Consider the following 16306-nt stretch of genomic DNA (forward strand, 5'->3'; position numbering starts at 1 on the left):
CTGCTTTAAGCTTTTATATTATTAACTCTCCTGCATTTTGTGCGAGAAGCGGAGGATGATGAACTCGGCAGGCCTTACTACAGCCATACCAATTTCAACGATCATGCGGCCCTCCAAAATATCGAGTGCGGTCATGGTTTCGTTAAGGCCAACGTGTACAAAAAATGCGTCTTCGGGTTTAGCGCCCTGTAAGGCCCCGGCACGCCATTGCAGCGTTAAAAAGTTCTGGATCATCACCCGCACCTTTGTCCAGGTATTGGCATCATTGTTCTCGAATACAAAAGGATAAGTAGCCTTTTTAACCGATTCTTCAACCATAATAAAGAAACGCCTGACAGGGATATAACGCCATTCATTATCATTACCTGCTAAGGTACGCGCGCCCCAAACCAAAGTGCCCCGGCCCGCAAAGGCTCTGATAGCATTGATTGATTTACCAGTGGCAGTAACATTCATATCATCCTGGTCGCTGTTATCAATTTTCACAGCGGGGCCTATGACATTGTTAAGGCTTACGTTGGCAGGTGCTTTCCAAACACCCCGGGTACCGTCAACATTGGCATACACCCCTGCTATTGCCCCAGACGGCGGAATAGTGCTCATTTTAAGCGTTATTGCCGAGTTAGCAGCGCTGAAAAATACGTTGCCCGAGAATAAAGCCTGCTCAGCAAGGTTTTCATAAAACAGGGCACCATTTATTAATGCGCCAAAACCAGTTAAAATGGTGGCAACTGTATCCTGTAATGCCTGTACAATGGAAAGTGCACCGGCTGCATCTTTGGTAAAATTATCTGCATTGGCAGCTATCGCCGCATAGGTTGAATTGGTTATCCATGCTGTATTATCCAATACCGAATAAACAGGCGTTGGATTACGACCAGCGGTTGTATTAGCAGCCACCTTGACATTTTTTTCGTAGGCAATGAGGTTGGTGACGGCAGCGGAAAGCTTTGCATCTTTGCTCAATGCATCAATATCTTTGCCATATAACGCACCAACAGCGGGCGCATCTTTAGCCTTTTTACCCGCGGTAACAATGGCGGCCAACAAATCGAGGTAACTGGTTAGCTGTACATCGGGCGTTATATTTTTGGCAATATTATTTGCCAATGCGGTTAACTTTGACTTAACTGCATCAACCCCGCCTACCCTCAACGCAGTTGCATCGGCAGCGTTGCTAAATACAGATCCGATTACTTTATCAGTATCTTTGATAGCATTTTGCAGGTTGGTGACCAGCGCCTTTTCATCAGTGCTTTTTGAAAAGCCATCATAATTGGTGATCTTGGCCGGTACCCCCGCATTGTTCCAAAACTCCATCTGCCTGAAATCAACATTGACATTATAAGTGGTTATGATCCAGGGATAATAAGCCGCGCCGTAATTGAGGTTGTTGATCCCTATCGAGCTGCGGAAGTTGTCAATAGGCTTATTGCTAACATCCTGGCGTTTATCGCCCTGCAGCACATCAAGTATTGAGAACCTGTCTTGCATAGAAGCGCACAAGCCCAACGCTTTGGTTTGCAAACCGCTAAAAGCAACAAGGTCGGGGTTACCGCCGCTTACCAGCTCAACCGCATCAGGAAACAGGATCAGTGTAGGCTCATCCTCGGCCGATAGGGTATCGATACCTCCTGATATGGGTGGCGCTGTTACTGCAGATGAGAAATCTCCCACCGAAATGATATAACATGGCCCGCCGCCATTATCAAAGTACTGCCTGAGAGATACATACAGGTGAAACCGCTTATCGGGTACCACGTTCAGGATCTGGTTTGTAGCCGGGTTAACAGTAACCTTAATGGTTGCCGGTACATAGCCGCCGCCAAATAAGCTTTCAAACTCCAGCAACGATTTTATGCGGGTTGGTACATTTACCAATGATTTGCTTTCAGGAGTTAATGCAAAAGCTGTAAAACCTATAAAGGCGGGTATAGCGGTTTCAACCTGGGCAACTGATGGCGGAAACAGTGCAATCTCCTGCACGTAAACTCCGGGTGTTTTATAAGCCATGACTAATTGATTTAAGATTGAACCATTTTATGACTGAAACGAAGAATGATAAACTCGGCCGGACGGACCACAGCCATGCCTACCTCAACAATAAGCCTGCCTTCCAGTATATCCAGCGAGGTCATCGTTTCACCAAGACCAACGTGTACAAAGAAGGCATCTTCAGGCTTGGCGCCCTGTAAAGCACCTGCACGCCATTGCAGTATTAAAAAGTTGGCTATCATTCCACGTACCTTTGCCCAGGTATTACCATCATTAGGCTCAAATACAAAGGGCTGGGTTGAGTTTTTAACCGATTCTTCGACCATGTTAAAGAAACGTCTTACCGATATGTAGCGCCATTCGTTGTCATTACCTGCCAGCGTACGTGCTCCCCAAACCAGTACCCCCTTGCCCGAAAATGCCCTGATAGCATTTACTGATTTACCGGTACTGGTAACATTCATATCTTCCTGGTCGGCATCATCAATTTTTACCATTGGGGCTGCTACCATGTTAAGGCTCACATTTGCCGGCGCTTTCCAAACACCCCGCGTATTATCAACAGAAGCGTATACACCTGCTATTGCCGCTGCGGGAGGTAAAATAACCGAGAACAGGCTGGTTTGCTGTTTGATATAATTATACAGATCACTGTTTAAGTGATAGATAGAATTGGCTGTGTTGGCATCATCGCGCAGAACGGCAGTGGCCGGAAAGTCCGTTGGTGTAACACCTGTTCCGGAAACGATCAGCTGTTTGCTTTCATTGCTGAAATAGTTGATGCTGGTTTGCAGCCATGGATAATAGGCAGCACCATAACTAAGATTATTAACCCCGATAGCTGTGCGGAACGCAGTTGCGATATCGCCAAACGCTTTTTTCCCTTTATCGGCTACTGCCACATAGGGGTCAATAAGTACTACCCTATCCTGCAGAAATGCAGCCTGGGCCAATGCCGCAGTAAACAAGCCATAATAATCTGCAGGTGCGGTAAGGGTTACGGCATCAGTAAACAGCAAGATTGTGGGCTCATCTTCCTTTTGAACCGCGGCAAGCGCGTTTCCAAGCAAAGCTTTGTCAACATTAACAGCTGCACCTGTTTGACCTGCCGAAACAATATAACAAGGGCCGCCGCCATTGGCAAAGTAAAGCTGCAGGCAATAGTACATCCTGAATTTCAGGGCTGCGTAAGGATCGTCAACCGCGGCATCAAATGAAAATACACCGGCCGCCTTTTTGATTTTGATACCGGTTGCCGTTCCGGTTGTGGTGAACAGGGTATTCTCGGCAAAACCAAAAATCTGCTCATACTCTTTAAGCGATTTGATCCTGACAGGGTTGTACTGCAGCGATGCCCCGTTATAGCTAATATTTTGTGTATAGCCTATAAAGGCCGGGATAGCCGTTTCAACCTCGGCTACCGATGGAGGTAGGAGCGGAATTTCTTCCACGTAAACACCCGGAGTTTTGTATGTTGTTGCCATATTACTGTTTTTTACTTCCTAAAAAAATATGTCTGAAAAAATCTGGTTGGTTTCTGGTTTAATAAGGGATGCCGTTGCATTGGGCAGGTCGATAGTGGTTGGATGATTATTTTTATCCTTCACCTTCACCGATATAAAACCCTGCCTTGTAAGCGGTAGTGCGTTATCGCTTACTGATGCCGCACCAAAAGCTGTACCTATATACCGCCAATAAGTGGCCCTGTTTTTGAACCGTAAACTAAACACCGGCGATTTAAGTGTGGTATCCGCCTGTAGCAGGTTATAAGTTGCACCGCTTGTTTTAACACAGATATCAATAAAAGCCCAGGCCGATGAGTCCATACTGTAATAAAACGGAAAATCGTCAGTATAACCTGCGGTTGCCAGGTGGGCAGTATATAAGCCTTCGGGCAAATTGCCCATATCAGCTTTGATGATGTTCAAAGGCCCGGTTTCCACACTGCCGGGCACGTTTACAACATTGCCAAAGCGATCTTTTATAGTGAGTGCCGGAGTCTTATTAGCCACCGTAACCTGGTAAGTAAATATGCGTCCAAACTGGCGGATCAAATCATTGTTACTTGCATACGCCAGTGGTTTTCCGCCTACCAGCGGATCAGTTACCCAGTTGCCCGCCGGGGTAGCGCCCGCTGCCGGGTCAAGGTTATTCTTTTTCTGGGCTATAAATAATTTAGTTGGCGCAGCCTGGTTGTCAACCAGCATATCGCCAGGGTAATAATCGGTAGCAGCCTTGTACACATTCGGTGTCGCTGTTAAAAACGGCGCCACACGCGGCGAATACGAAGGATCATTAGTAAAAAAGTATACCATACCATCCGGCGCTTTTAAAGGCAGTGAGCTATAGTTGGCAAAAAGCCCGTCGTTAATGGCCAAACTAAAGCTAAATACGGTGTTATCCGGTGGTACTATCTGCGGCTGTTCCTTGGTGCCGTTCGGGGTATAAGGAATACCGGTAATAATGCCGGTTTCTGTTTGTTTATAAACCATGTGCAAGCCTGCGAACTTTGCCCTTGTAGCTTTAGTAGGCGTTACGCTCATGAAACTGCCTATGTCATAACGCTCCAGCATGGCCAGGCGTGCATCGGCGCTCAGCGTGTCAAAGAGTGTGATCCCGTCATCCAGGTGATAGTGATGACGGATGTCAACCTCAAAAAGCGTTTCGTAGTTCAGGTCCAGTACCATCGGGTTTATAATTTACAGGTTAATCGCCGGCACTAATCGTTAGCTTAGTTTATCGCTCAGTTCTATCTTTTTAATGATGCCCCGTGTTTCGGTCACATTATCGCGCAGTATTTCAATCAGCCTGACGCGGTACAATACATATGGAAATTGTTTACCACCCAACGTGCTCCACAGGTAATTGGCCTGCTCAAATGTGGGCGAGTAGATATCAAGTATAAGGCGAAAATCGCCGAGGCCTACTTTCGTGGTCGGGCTGTTTTGTTTGGTAAAAGTGCTCTTGCCCTGAAAAAATTCGACGATATGCGACAGGAAGATCAGTGATTTTTCATAAGAAGAATGCAAACAGGCCGAAAACAAAACATACAGGTTAAGGTACATCGGCGCGTTACGATAGTTAATATCATCGCCGTTGCGTACATAATTGGGTATATTTTTCATGGTAAACTCCTCAGATATATTTACCAGCGTTACCAGGATATTCTCAAGCCCTTTGATCTCATCATCGCTCAGGTGGGCTACGTTTTTAAGCTGGGTGAAGCTTGAGCTGAGCCCGCTGTTCCCGTCGGTTGTTTTGAGATAGTTATTTAACTGCTCGGCTAAAAAACTTACGGTTTGGTAAATCATGATAATTAGATGTTTATAGGTGGTTGCAGGTTAGCTGCTGATGTTAATCCAAAATTGGGCATCAGGCTTTAGTAACCTGCAAGTGTATGCACGTTAATTAACACGTATTTATACGCAATTAGGGCACGTATAAATACGTGGTAATGAACAGGTTAAAACAACACAAAACCTGCAAATTTCATCAAAAACGAACTTTTTAAAATGGATAACCAGTTGTCACGGCGCACTCTTCTTCAAAGTCCATAATTTAAGCGCGGCGTAACATCGACAAAACCGGAGAACCTCATATCTAATTGATGTTCAAACAAATATCTCAAAATCAGGATACTGCTATCCTAAAGGATACCGGTATCCTTTAGGATAGTAGTATCTTTTTGATATCTGTTAGGGGTAATTTTGCTGCTACAAAACATACAGCAATGAAAATATTACATCTAATCAGCAGCCCGAGGGGCGAAGCATCATTCAGCGTAAAATTAGGCAGGGCCATCGTAAGTGAATTACAATCGGCCCACCCGGATCATACTTTAATCACACATGATTTAACAGCTACCCCCTTCCCGCACCTGGAAGAAGCACACATAACATCTTTTTTCACTCCTGAAGAAAAAAGGACACCCGAGCTTGTTGAAGCCGTTAAACATTCGGACGAGGCAATTGCCGAACTAATGAATGCCGATGCCGTAGTTATTGATGCACCAATGTACAACTTCGGCATTCCATCAACCTTAAAAACATGGATAGACCATATTGCCCGTGCGGGCAAAACTTTCAAATACGATGGAAAAACACCTGAGGGATTAGTTACAAATAAAAAAGTATACCTTGCCATTTCATCTGGCGGAGTATATTCTGAAGGATTCATGAAAGCTTATGATTTCACCGAGTCCTATTTAAGGGCTGTACTGGGCTTTATGGGGATGACGGATATTAAAGCATTTAGAGTTGAAGGTGTAAAGGTACCGGGCATGCAGGAAACTGCTTTAGATAAAGCGATACAGGCAATTGAGCTTTAATATTAAAACATCCGGAGGAAGTAGTTGCTTTCTTCGGGTGTTTTTGTTTTAAATTTTAACAACAAAGCAGTCTGTCAAAACAGATGTATTTTCGTCCTCATCAGCTACGGTGTAATATTCACCGGTTAAGGTGAGCCCATTGTTAATCTTTTCAACAGCGATCTTTAAAAAGCCGTGGCGGGTGTCGCAACTGTATTCAAGGCTAACCCCATCAAACCTGGAATCATCGGGAATAAAACCCGTGTTGTCGGTCAAAGCAATTGGATGCAATTCGTCAAAACCACCTGTACCGGCTACAATATAAGGCATCATGGTTAACTCATCATATTGCTTACTGAAACGCTGATAATTGTGTACGTGCCCGCTAAAAACTATATCAGGCCGGATACCGGTTTCTTCAAAAACACCTTCCAGGAAATCAATCATTGGTAAACTGGCTCCATGATTAATATCTGCCGAGTAAGGGGCATGGTGCATACAAAGGATAATTGCCTTATCTGGCCGCTGCATATCGGCAGATCGCAGTTCCTCCATAAACCATTCACGCTGCTCGCGGGTAACAACGCCGTACTTAGGTACATTGGTATGTAAACCGATGATGGTTGCCAGCGGGGTGTCCATTGTCCAGTAAATATTGGGTTGCGGCATGCTTTTGCGGTCTATCCTTCGGCTTAGCATTACCGGGCGCGAAACAGTATCACAAAACACAGTTGTAAAAGCATCAAGACTTTGATACGGCATTGCAGCAGCAGGGTTTACATCACTATCATGGTTACCGGCTATCGCGAATATCGGTCCCGGATAAAGGCTATAGGGTTCAAAAAACTGTTCATAATAGTTTTGAGCCTCTCCGTAGTTGTAAACAACATCACCTAAATGGTACAAAAACTTTGGTTTACAAGCGCCGGAAAGCACTTTATACTGTGCAGCCATTAAAGCTGCTATGCGCCTTTGCGAACCCGGATTACGGATGCTGCCGGTATCCCCTACCATATGAAAAACCATTTTGTCATCAGCAATGCCGGGCACTACATCATGTATGAATAGATGATAGGGATAATTGCCGGAGGGTTCGGGCAGGGGCTGAAATTTATAGCTGTCATCCGGCTGATCTTTTTTGATGACCGGGCCTGTGTGTTTTAACGAGGAAATTAAAGCCATCTGCTCCATGATGTCAACAAAATTACGCAACCTAATATTAAGGCAGGGTTAAATTGGGGTTTAGGGTTTAACAGGGCCAGCCTGAAATCACGGGTTCAAAACAGGGCTGACGTATAAGAAACGGTAAAAATGAGTAGTGTTACCAACAAAATGTTGGTAAAGAGGGAATAAGTTTAAATGTTCGGGGGGGGTAAAGGCTTTTAGAGTTTTTTCTTTGTAAAAAGAATATGACAACCTCACTCCATGATCATTTCAGATGGATACCCGATCCGCGCACGGGCAATAATAAGAAACATAATTTACTGGAAGTAATAATCCTATCGGTATTGGCGGTTGTATGCGGTGCGGAAAGCTGGTACGAAATGGAGGAGTTTGGCAAGGAAAAAGAAGACTTTTTAAAACAGTTGCTACCGCTTGAAAATGGCATACCGAGTCATGATACGATCAATCGCGTTTTTATGATGATCGATGCGGATGTTTTTGAACGCTGTTTCCGCGCCTGGACGGCGGAACTTGGCCAGAGCCTTCAAACAACAGGTACATCTGGCGAAAGGGAACTGATTGCTATCGATGGAAAGAGCGTCTGCAATAGCGCCTGCAAGCATCAGGGATTGGGGGCATTACATTTGGTAAGTGCCTGGTCAGGCCGTAATCAGTTGGTACTTGGGCAACAAAAGGTGGCTGACAAGAGTAATGAGATTAGTGCCATCCCGGCGTTACTATCTTTATTGAACATTAAGGGGGCAGTAGTCAGCATCGATGCGATGGGCACCCAAAAAGCAATCGCTGAAAAGATTATCGAAAGTCAGGGGGATTATATCCTGGCCCTGAAGCAAAACCATGAAACGTTTTATGACCAGGTAACCAACCAGTTTAACTTCAGGGAAGACAGTTACAGCCAGCATCTGGATAAAGGGCACGGGCGGTCTGAGATCAGAACCTGCAAGGTCATACATGAACTTAACTGGATTGACGAAAAGGAAAATTGGAAAGGAATAAAGAGTATTATCAAAATCACCTCCGAACGCATAATTGGGGACAGCCGTACTACACAAAATCGTTATTACATCTCCAGCCTTCAGGCAGACGCTGCCTATTTTAACCAAGCCATCCGCACACATTGGGGAATAGAAAACCAGTTGCACTGGCAACTGGATGTTGGTTTTGCCGAAGATTATAATACCACACGAAATAGTCAGGCTGCACAAAATCTTGCTGTAGTCAGAAAGATAGCTTTAAATATTCTAAAGGCTGACAAAACCAGCAAAGCCAGCATAAAGGCCAAAAGAAAAATGGCTGGGTGGAATCACAAGTTTCTCCTAACACTTATAGCTAACAAAAATTTCTAATGCGTCGGCCCTGGGGTTCAAAATTCTATCAGGCCAATGGTAATTGAAGTGCTTACCTTTGCGGCATGAAAAACTACAAAATAATCTTATCTGCAACCCTGCTTACTTTATCGGCATGTAGCGTTAATCATGTTAAAAACACATCTGCCGGTTCTGATTCTGCTAAAAATCAAAGTTCTGCCCATGCTGTAAGCGCGAGCCTGTTTGCCAAAATGCAAATAAAGCCCACAATTAAAATTGGAGACGCCGTTGAGCTAAAATTCACCGTTTACAACGATGCCGACACTGCCCGTCAATTTTGCAAATGGCATACCCCATTTGAGCCGTTGATGAGCAAATATCTTGACGTTAAAGATGCAAGCGGTCAGGAAATACTATACAAAGGCGCAATGGCCAAAAGAATCATGCCGCCCCCGCCCAGCAGCTATATTAAGGTTAATCCTAAAGATAGCCTATCGGCCACCATTGACCTGCTAAAGGCTTATGACATCAGTAAACCGTCGAAATATACTGTTATTTACGTAGGGCAAAATATGAGCGGGCTTACCGTGAAAGACAGTGTAGCTTTTGTTTATGAAGGGAAGTAAACCCCCATCTTCGCGCAAAGTCAACTCACCCGGTCTGCGCTTCGCTGGACCACCCTCTCTCCGGCTTCGCCGCAAAGAGGGAAACGGAAATAAAAAATGCCCCCCTCTTTACGCTCGCGTAGAGAGGGGGGACGAGCGCAGCGATGTCGGGGTGAGTCTATACGGTGTTTAATCCCTCCGAAAATCAAGAGGCTACCTCCTTCATTTTCTTCAATGCTGTTTTAGCCACCGTTAAAGCATCCTGTGCATAATAACTTTTATTAAAAACCTCGAACGAGATCACCAGCGGCCGTTCGGGGTTTTTAACTATTTGCAGGATCTGTTTAATCGGGGCGATGCCATCTCCGCAATAGATTCTGTCGGGTTCGGAGATGAGCTCAGGACTGATACCTGCCGGATAGTCATTTACATGAAAAATATCCAGTGCGTGATGACCAACATAATTTAGGCTCTCTACTGCTGATCGCCCCTTAAAAATGTGGAATACATCGAGCAAAATGCGGGCATTCGCTTTACCGCATTGCGTAGCTACATAAAGTACCTGGCTTATGTGTTTCAGATTTTGTGAGCCGCCCCACATTTCCAGTTGAGGCATAACACCGGTTTGTTCACCCATCTTCAGGATGGTAAGATATCGTTCGGTTACCACATCCAGATCAAGTACAGGGCCTTTGGTTACGCCCGCCGGAGGGGCTGCAATACGATAACAGCCTATCTGTGCCAGCATTTTCATTTCCCGTTGAAGCTGCTCCATCGCTTTTTTACGGGTAGGTTCATCATCAGCCAGCCATGGGGCAAAACCGATAGCATCTTCAACTTTAAGGCCTAATCCCTCGATGATCTTTTTGGCTTCAGTCAATGACCCGCCGCTTTGCAGATAAGTTTGCAGGGTATCTATCCAGATCTCTACTGAGGTAAAACCGGCTTTGGCAGCTACTTCAAGCTCTTTAACAAAACCAAGATTATGCCCGTGGATGGTGCTCATATTTAATGAGTAAACAAAGCCGCTGCCAGCTATGGGCGCTGCTACCGCTCCAGTTTCGCTCAATACGGCAGCCCCAGCCGTTAAACCTATCGCTTTTAACACTTGCCTACGGTTTAAATTACTCATATACTAATCCTTTAAACCTTTCAGATAGGCAATGGTAACAGGCAATTGCTGGCTGTACGAGGGACTTTCATCCTCAATAAAGTAGTGTTTAATACCCGCCTTTTTTGCAGCTTTCAGCACTTCGGGGATATCAATTTGCCCGGTGCCTAAGGCAACATCATTTTTGGTATCGGTGCCACCTGTAAGGTCGTTAGCTACGCCTTTGCGGATATCTTTCAGATGCATCAGTTTCATCCTCGACGGATACTTATTGATCAATGCAGCCGGGTCCTGCCCGCCATGGAACGACCACAGGATATCTATCTCGAACGAGACATATTTCGGATCGGTATTTTGGGCGATATAATCAAACAGTGTACCATCGTTATAAGTTCCAAACTCGTAACCGTGGTTATGATAACAGAAGGTTAAACCCGCTTCACTCAATATCTTGCCAACCCGATTAAAATCGGCAGCGGCTTTTTTGGCATCATCCAAAGTAAACTCTTTACCATGCGGGATCCAGGCAACCATCACATATTTGGCGCCCAATATTTTAGCCAGCTTGATCACACTACCCGGATCATTAACAATTGCGTCATACCCCGCCCCGGTTGATGGGATGCTGATACCGCGGTCATCGCACATTTTCCTGAACTCTTCGGGTGGCATCCCTTTCGGCCCTTCGCCTTCAATTTCAGTGATGCCCAATGATTTTATAGTATCCAGCACGGCAGCGGTAGCTTTTGGCATACTACTGCGAAATGTGTAAGCCTGCACCCCTATCGGGCCGGTAAATAATGGTTTACCTTGTGCTGAAGCTTTGTTTTGTCCCGAAGCCATGACGGCTACGAGGGCTATAAAAATGGTTGATTTTTTCATTGTTAAAATTGGTTAACGATTAATAATTGCAGCTAAAGACTTACGAAGTTTTAAAAACTTCGTAAGTCTTTAGCTGCTTTGTCATTTCACTTTCAGAGGTTGCATATTTTTGCGCTTCGAAATCGTTACTCAACAAACTGAATATCCTTTAAATTTAAAATACCATCACTCGGTTTAGAATGTTTTATGGCGAAGAAATATACATCATGCTTTCCCCTTACTGGCTTACCCAACACCCCGGTTACTTCACCGGTTTTATCCCATGAACCAGTGGTTTGGTAAGCTACGGAACTGATCACCGGCCCGGCCTGCGAATCGAGCCTCACCTCTATCTCCCCGTCATAATCCTTCGAGGCATATTTATAAGCAAACTTGCTGATGTTGGTCAGGTCAATATTCCTAAACAGTACATATGATTTATGGTTACCTGCCGACAGGTCATCTTTAAATCTATTAAAGCCTTTCAACTCATCGGCATAAACAGCCTTCTCTGCAGCATTACGCAACACCACCATATCTGTAGCCTTCAGTGGACCAACAACTTTACCGCCCTTATCGGTATAAGATGCCAGCAACGTGTATTCTCCGCGCGGTTCGGCATCATTAAATTTCAGATTGAGTGTTCCGGTTAAGGGCAAAGGCAATACCGGGCTCTTTTTATCCGTAAGCGAAAAAATGTATTTCACTATTTCTCGCGTATCGGCATTTGATAGTTGCGGATGCGCACTCATTACATGCTCGGTACCCCAGCTACCCGCGCCGCCCGCAATTATCTTTTTGGAGAGCTGATCAATAGCTCCCTTTTGTGTTTTGTACCGTTTTGCAATAGCTAAAAAGCTTGGCCCAACGGCAGTTTTGTTAATAGTATGGCACGATTTGCAATCACTATTAGCCATCAGCCCCTTACCCGGATAGCTTACCTCGGTAGTTGACAAAGCCGTTAAGTTTTGTGTGGTGCTATTGGCCGAGGGCTGCGGGTTATAGATATAAAATAATTTTACCCTTTTGGGATCTATTTTACGGTCCTCCTTGTCACTAACCACTACATGATAGCGGAAAGGTTTGCCTTTCCAGATGAATGATTTGTTATCAGCACTGGCTATGGTAACTTCGGGTTTGGTATTGCCAACCCTTACAATTACCGTATCCCGACCGGACAAGCCGCCCTTGTCAGTTACCTTCAATATGGTTTTATAAACACCCGGCTTTGTAAAAGTATAACTTGCCGATGGAGTGGCAGCCCCAACAGTTTTACCATCAAACAACCACTGATAAGTAATCTTATCATCGTCATCCAGATCTTTACTGTTCTGGCTGCTGAAAGTTACCTTAAGCGGCGCCTGGCCGGCTATTTCCTTTTTAGCCGGAAACTCTTTTAACTCCGCGGTTAAAAACTTGGTTTTGGCGAATTTATTAAATGCCGCTGTATCCGAAATACTTGCTTTGGCAATCGGCGCACGGTTACCGGTATTGTATTCAATCTTAACCAAACGAGCGTCTTCATTTTGGGCACCATAAACCGAGCCATACTCCAGCATATACAAGGCACCATCCGGGCCAAACTCCATATCAATTGGTCGGCGGAAATCGCCGTTAGCGGGCATGAAGGCTTCGTTGCGTAAATAGTTTTCATCCTTATCAAACCTCAGGTCTATTACCCAGTTGCGCATCCAGTCGGCCACAAACAAGGCGCCGTCATAATATTCAGGGAATTTGTTCGGATTTTTGATATTCTTATCAAACTCATAAAAATCGCCGCCAATGGCACAGCGGCCACCCATACCCAACTCAGGAAACTCGTCGGAAGCAGCATACGGATACCAGATCATGGCCGGGGTAGCAGGAGGTAGTATATTTAAGCCGGTGTTATTCGGCGAATTGTTTACCGGTGCTTTAGGATCAAAATTTGGCCCTGGTTTGGCATTCACAAAATCCCAGTGCGAGTAAGCAAAGTTGTTGCCCACAAAATATGGCCAGCCAAAGTTTCCTGCTTTGCGCGCCTGGTTAAACTCATCATACCCGCGCGGCCCCCGCGGTGAATCTTTACCTGCATCAGGCCCAATCTCGCCCCAGTATAAAACCGATGTTTTAGGATTTACCGCAATCCGGTATGGATTACGGCAGCCCATAACATAAATTTCGGGCTTGGTTTTAGCCATCCCTTTCGGGAAAAGATTTCCTTCGGGGATGGTGTAAGTTCCATCAGCCTCGGGGTGGATCCGCAGGATCTTGCCTTTAAAATCGTTGGTATTGCCAGCGCTCCGCTGCGCGTCAAGGCTGTAATGTTCCGTTCCGGGGCGCTCATCCAGCGGTGCATAACCATCAGAAGGAAAGGGACTTGAGCTATCACCTGTTGACAAGTACAGGTTTTTATCCTTATCCCATGCCAGCGAACCACCATGGTGAGCGCCGCTTACCTTTTGTACAGGTACTTTAAGGAGGATTTTCTCTGATTTAAGGTCGAGCACGTCCGCCGGACTTAACTTGAAGCGTGAAAGCTGGAAATTAAGCGGTTCAATGGTTTGTCCGGCGGGCATGTAGTAAATGTAAACAAACTGGTTCCTGTCAAAATCAGGGTCGAGCGTGAGACCGATAACACCCGTACCGCCTTCATAGGTGATCGGGAATTTATGGATTAATTTAAACTTATTAGTTTTGGTGTTATAAACGGAAAAATTGCCCAATAACTGGGTGAAAAACACACGGCCATCCTTTGCCGCCGCCAGTTCCATGGGCGAAGCGATGTTACTTACCAGCACCGTTTTGATAAACCTGGTTTGATCGGGCGCTACTTTAGAATATGATTTACCATAATCAAGCGGTTTGCCACTGCCCATCGCATATTTGATCCCGCCGAGCAATTGTCCCAAAAACAGGGGATCGCTGTAGCTTTCGTCGGTATGGCCGCAGCCTGTATAAAATGCCCGGCCGCCATCAAACTCATGATACCAGGTTATGGGATGATTAGCGCCGTTGGTACCCCCATCGTAAGTATTTTCATCGAGGCTTGCCAGCACATGGATGCCACTATATATAGATTTGTAATTATACCATTCGTCAGTACGCTCCCACCTTGTGGGCAGGTTGGCGGTGGCCGGCTGGCTTTTATCGTTTACATCTATTGTTGCCTTGCGAATGTTGGAATTATTAGGATGGCTTGAAAAATAGGCACCAACCAGTTTGCCGTACCATGGCCAGTCGTACTCGGTATCAGCCGCAGAGTGTACACCCATAAAACCACCGCCTGCCTGTATGTAACGTTCAAAAGCTGCCTGCTCAACGGCATTAAGCACATTGCCTGTAGTGCAGTTAAATATCACTGCCTGGTATTTCCTCAGATTATCGTCGTTAAAATTAGCAGAATTGGTGGTGGTATCCACATCAAAGCCATTCTCGTTACCTAATTTTTGAATGGCCGCTATCCCAAACGGGATGCATGAATGGTGCCAGCCCAAAGTTTTTGAAAACACCAGCACACGCGGCTTATCAGACGGCTTTTTAAAGGAATAGAGCAGGAAAGTTAATCCTGTCAAAAAAACGAAGGTGAGTTTTGTTTTTAATGACATGTTTGAGGTTATTATTGGTTTACAGTTAATGAATAGCCATAAAAGCAGCATTAATCCATCACCTTGCTAAAAGGATTTATAAACAAGGCAAAAAATATGAAATGCAGTATCGCTAAAAAGCTGTTCAACAATTGGCTAACACAATATTACTATTTAAAAAACTCACTGTGTATTAATTACACTTTTATTTTTAGCAGGAATGGATTTGTAATTGAATTGTTACTACCATCAATACAAGATGGGACCTGCCGGATGCAGAAGTGCATAACCGAGCCTCCGCCGGCTTCATTCTGAAGGTAAGCTGAGGGACATTTTTAATGAAGTAAGTCACCTTGCAGCGAAAGCTCACTTCGCCGGTAAGTAACCATCATATATTAAGACAAAATCTGGTTCCGGTACTGGCGCGGGCTTACCTTTTTAATCACTTTAAAAAAGCGGTTAAAGTTTGATACATTATTAAAACCGCACTCATAGGCTATATCTGTAATACTGTTATCTTTATTACTTAGCAGTTTGCAGGCATAACCAATTCTTGTTTCATTTACAAACTGGGTAAACGACTTTTGGGTACGCGCCTTAAAAAACCGGCAAAAGGCAAATGTATTCATGTTAGCCACATCGGCAATGGTATTTAGTGAAATATCCTCCCTGAAATTATCAAAGATGTACTTAAATACCTGGTCCATGCGCTTACTATCATGGTATTGATAATAGTTGATATAGTTGATACTGGCCAGCAGGTTATGCTCCGGGTCTGCACTCATGATATTGAGGATCTCGAGCAGGGTGATGATCCTTTGCAACCCTTCCTGCTGTACTATCTGGTACATCAGTTTTATTACCATATCACGGCTTTTACCCTTTAGCTCCATCCCTCTTTGCGCCTTACTTAAAAACGACTCCACTTTGCGTATGTTACCAAATGCCGAAAGATTCATGAGCAATTTTGACGGATTGAAGTGAATAGATAGTGAATGCGCATAATGTTCAGGGTCATCCTCATTGGGTTGTTCCTGGGTATTATGCCAAACATGCGGAATATTTGAACCAAGAAAAATAAGCTCGCCGCTTTCAAAATAATCAACCAGATCGCCGATGATGCGCTTACCCGAGCCTTTTACAATGTGTACCAACTGGCATTCTTCATGAAAATGGAACTCACTTGAGAAAAAAGGAAGCTTCACCTCCCGTGCAACAAATAGGTCATCCGACTGTACCCCGTCAGACAATACGGCTAAAATTGGTTTCATTTTAACAAAACATGAAGAGAAAAGCTAAATATAAGCAAAAATACTATCGAAAGTTGCCAATTAAAGTGAAAGTAAAAAATCAAACGGCACTAATTTTAC

At 44.7% G+C, this 16306-nt stretch carries 12 protein-coding genes; 3 read left to right on the forward strand and 9 right to left on the reverse strand.

What is annotated here, in order from left to right:
• Positions 1 to 21 precede the first annotated feature (21 nt).
• Genes DIU38_RS14820 through DIU38_RS14835 form a run of 4 tightly spaced genes read right to left on the reverse strand, consistent with a single transcriptional unit; the run spans position 22 to position 5306 of the window.
• Positions 22 to 2013: a phage tail sheath C-terminal domain-containing protein gene (locus tag DIU38_RS14820; RefSeq protein ID WP_112652162.1), complete on the reverse strand. Its 1992-nt coding sequence runs from the start codon at positions 2011 to 2013 to the stop codon at positions 22 to 24.
• An 11-nt stretch (positions 2014 to 2024) separates the two neighbouring features.
• Entirely contained in the window at positions 2025 to 3479 is a 1455-nt protein-coding gene (locus DIU38_RS14825; protein ID WP_112652163.1) for a phage tail sheath family protein, read from the reverse strand.
• Between the two features lie 18 nt (positions 3480 to 3497).
• Positions 3498 to 4682, reverse strand: a complete 1185-nt coding sequence (locus DIU38_RS14830) for a hypothetical protein (RefSeq protein WP_112652164.1) — start codon at positions 4680 to 4682, stop codon at positions 3498 to 3500.
• 39 nt (positions 4683 to 4721) lie between these two features.
• The gene (locus DIU38_RS14835) at positions 4722 to 5306 is read right to left on the reverse strand and encodes a DUF4255 domain-containing protein (RefSeq protein ID WP_090524152.1); all 585 of its coding nucleotides are present in this window, start codon (positions 5304 to 5306) and stop codon (positions 4722 to 4724) included.
• A 419-nt stretch (positions 5307 to 5725) separates the two neighbouring features.
• Between DIU38_RS14835 and DIU38_RS14840 the strand changes: the two genes are divergently transcribed.
• A complete protein-coding gene (locus tag DIU38_RS14840) occupies positions 5726 to 6322 on the forward strand; it encodes an FMN-dependent NADH-azoreductase (RefSeq protein ID WP_112652165.1) in 597 nt (198 codons plus the stop codon).
• Positions 6323 to 6370: 48 nt separating this feature from the next.
• Here the strand turns inward: DIU38_RS14840 and DIU38_RS14845 are convergent, their stop codons facing one another.
• On the reverse strand, positions 6371 to 7492 hold the full coding sequence (locus DIU38_RS14845; protein WP_208057808.1) for a metallophosphoesterase family protein: 1122 nt from the start codon (positions 7490 to 7492) through the stop codon (positions 6371 to 6373).
• A 218-nt stretch (positions 7493 to 7710) separates the two neighbouring features.
• Here DIU38_RS14845 and DIU38_RS14850 point away from each other — a divergent pair, with 218 nt between their 5' ends.
• Together DIU38_RS14850 and DIU38_RS14855 are read left to right on the forward strand one after the other, a co-directional pair.
• The gene (locus DIU38_RS14850) at positions 7711 to 8832 is read left to right on the forward strand and encodes an ISAs1 family transposase (protein ID WP_149354031.1); all 1122 of its coding nucleotides are present in this window, start codon (positions 7711 to 7713) and stop codon (positions 8830 to 8832) included.
• 65 nt (positions 8833 to 8897) lie between these two features.
• Complete coding sequence (locus DIU38_RS14855; RefSeq protein ID WP_112655407.1) at positions 8898 to 9419, forward strand: protease; 522 nt, start codon at positions 8898 to 8900, stop codon at positions 9417 to 9419.
• A 184-nt stretch (positions 9420 to 9603) separates the two neighbouring features.
• Here the strand turns inward: DIU38_RS14855 and DIU38_RS14860 are convergent, their stop codons facing one another.
• From DIU38_RS14860 to DIU38_RS14875, 4 genes are all read right to left on the reverse strand, one after another.
• Positions 9604 to 10530 carry a sugar phosphate isomerase/epimerase family protein gene (locus DIU38_RS14860; RefSeq protein WP_112655409.1) on the reverse strand — a complete coding sequence of 309 codons (927 nt, stop codon included), beginning with the start codon at positions 10528 to 10530 and terminating at the stop codon, positions 9604 to 9606.
• A 3-nt stretch (positions 10531 to 10533) separates the two neighbouring features.
• A complete protein-coding gene (locus DIU38_RS14865; RefSeq protein ID WP_112655411.1) occupies positions 10534 to 11391 on the reverse strand; it encodes a sugar phosphate isomerase/epimerase family protein in 858 nt (285 codons plus the stop codon).
• 125 nt (positions 11392 to 11516) lie between these two features.
• Positions 11517 to 14957 carry a ThuA domain-containing protein gene (locus DIU38_RS14870; RefSeq protein ID WP_243770746.1) on the reverse strand — a complete coding sequence of 1147 codons (3441 nt, stop codon included), beginning with the start codon at positions 14955 to 14957 and terminating at the stop codon, positions 11517 to 11519.
• A gap of 374 nt (positions 14958 to 15331) precedes the next feature.
• Positions 15332 to 16207, reverse strand: coding sequence for an AraC family transcriptional regulator (locus DIU38_RS14875; protein WP_112655415.1), 876 nt, complete (start codon positions 16205 to 16207; stop codon positions 15332 to 15334).
• Positions 16208 to 16306 lie beyond the last annotated feature (99 nt).

Source organism: Mucilaginibacter metallidurans (assembly GCF_003286435.2).
GTDB lineage: Bacteria > Bacteroidota > Bacteroidia > Sphingobacteriales > Sphingobacteriaceae > Mucilaginibacter > Mucilaginibacter gossypii.

What these genes read in the sequence shown, in the direction of transcription:
- DIU38_RS14870 (WP_243770746.1), bottom strand. Translation starts at nt 14,957, where the DNA reads ATGTCATTAAAAACAAAACTCACCTTCGTTTTTTTGACAGGATTAACT.
- DIU38_RS14860 (WP_112655409.1), bottom strand. Translation starts at nt 10,530, where the DNA reads ATGAGTAATTTAAACCGTAGGCAAGTGTTAAAAGCGATAGGTTTAACG.
- DIU38_RS14840 (WP_112652165.1), top strand. Translation starts at nt 5,726, where the DNA reads ATGAAAATATTACATCTAATCAGCAGCCCGAGGGGCGAAGCATCATTC.
- DIU38_RS14875 (WP_112655415.1), bottom strand. Translation starts at nt 16,207, where the DNA reads ATGAAACCAATTTTAGCCGTATTGTCTGACGGGGTACAGTCGGATGAC.
- DIU38_RS14850 (WP_149354031.1), top strand. Translation starts at nt 7,711, where the DNA reads ATGACAACCTCACTCCATGATCATTTCAGATGGATACCCGATCCGCGC.
- DIU38_RS14825 (WP_112652163.1), bottom strand. Translation starts at nt 3,479, where the DNA reads ATGGCAACAACATACAAAACTCCGGGTGTTTACGTGGAAGAAATTCCG.
- DIU38_RS14820 (WP_112652162.1), bottom strand. Translation starts at nt 2,013, where the DNA reads ATGGCTTATAAAACACCCGGAGTTTACGTGCAGGAGATTGCACTGTTT.
- DIU38_RS14845 (WP_208057808.1), bottom strand. Translation starts at nt 7,492, where the DNA reads ATGGAGCAGATGGCTTTAATTTCCTCGTTAAAACACACAGGCCCGGTC.
- DIU38_RS14855 (WP_112655407.1), top strand. Translation starts at nt 8,898, where the DNA reads ATGAAAAACTACAAAATAATCTTATCTGCAACCCTGCTTACTTTATCG.
- DIU38_RS14835 (WP_090524152.1), bottom strand. Translation starts at nt 5,306, where the DNA reads ATGATTTACCAAACCGTAAGTTTTTTAGCCGAGCAGTTAAATAACTAT.
- DIU38_RS14830 (WP_112652164.1), bottom strand. Translation starts at nt 4,682, where the DNA reads ATGGTACTGGACCTGAACTACGAAACGCTTTTTGAGGTTGACATCCGT.
- DIU38_RS14865 (WP_112655411.1), bottom strand. Translation starts at nt 11,391, where the DNA reads ATGAAAAAATCAACCATTTTTATAGCCCTCGTAGCCGTCATGGCTTCG.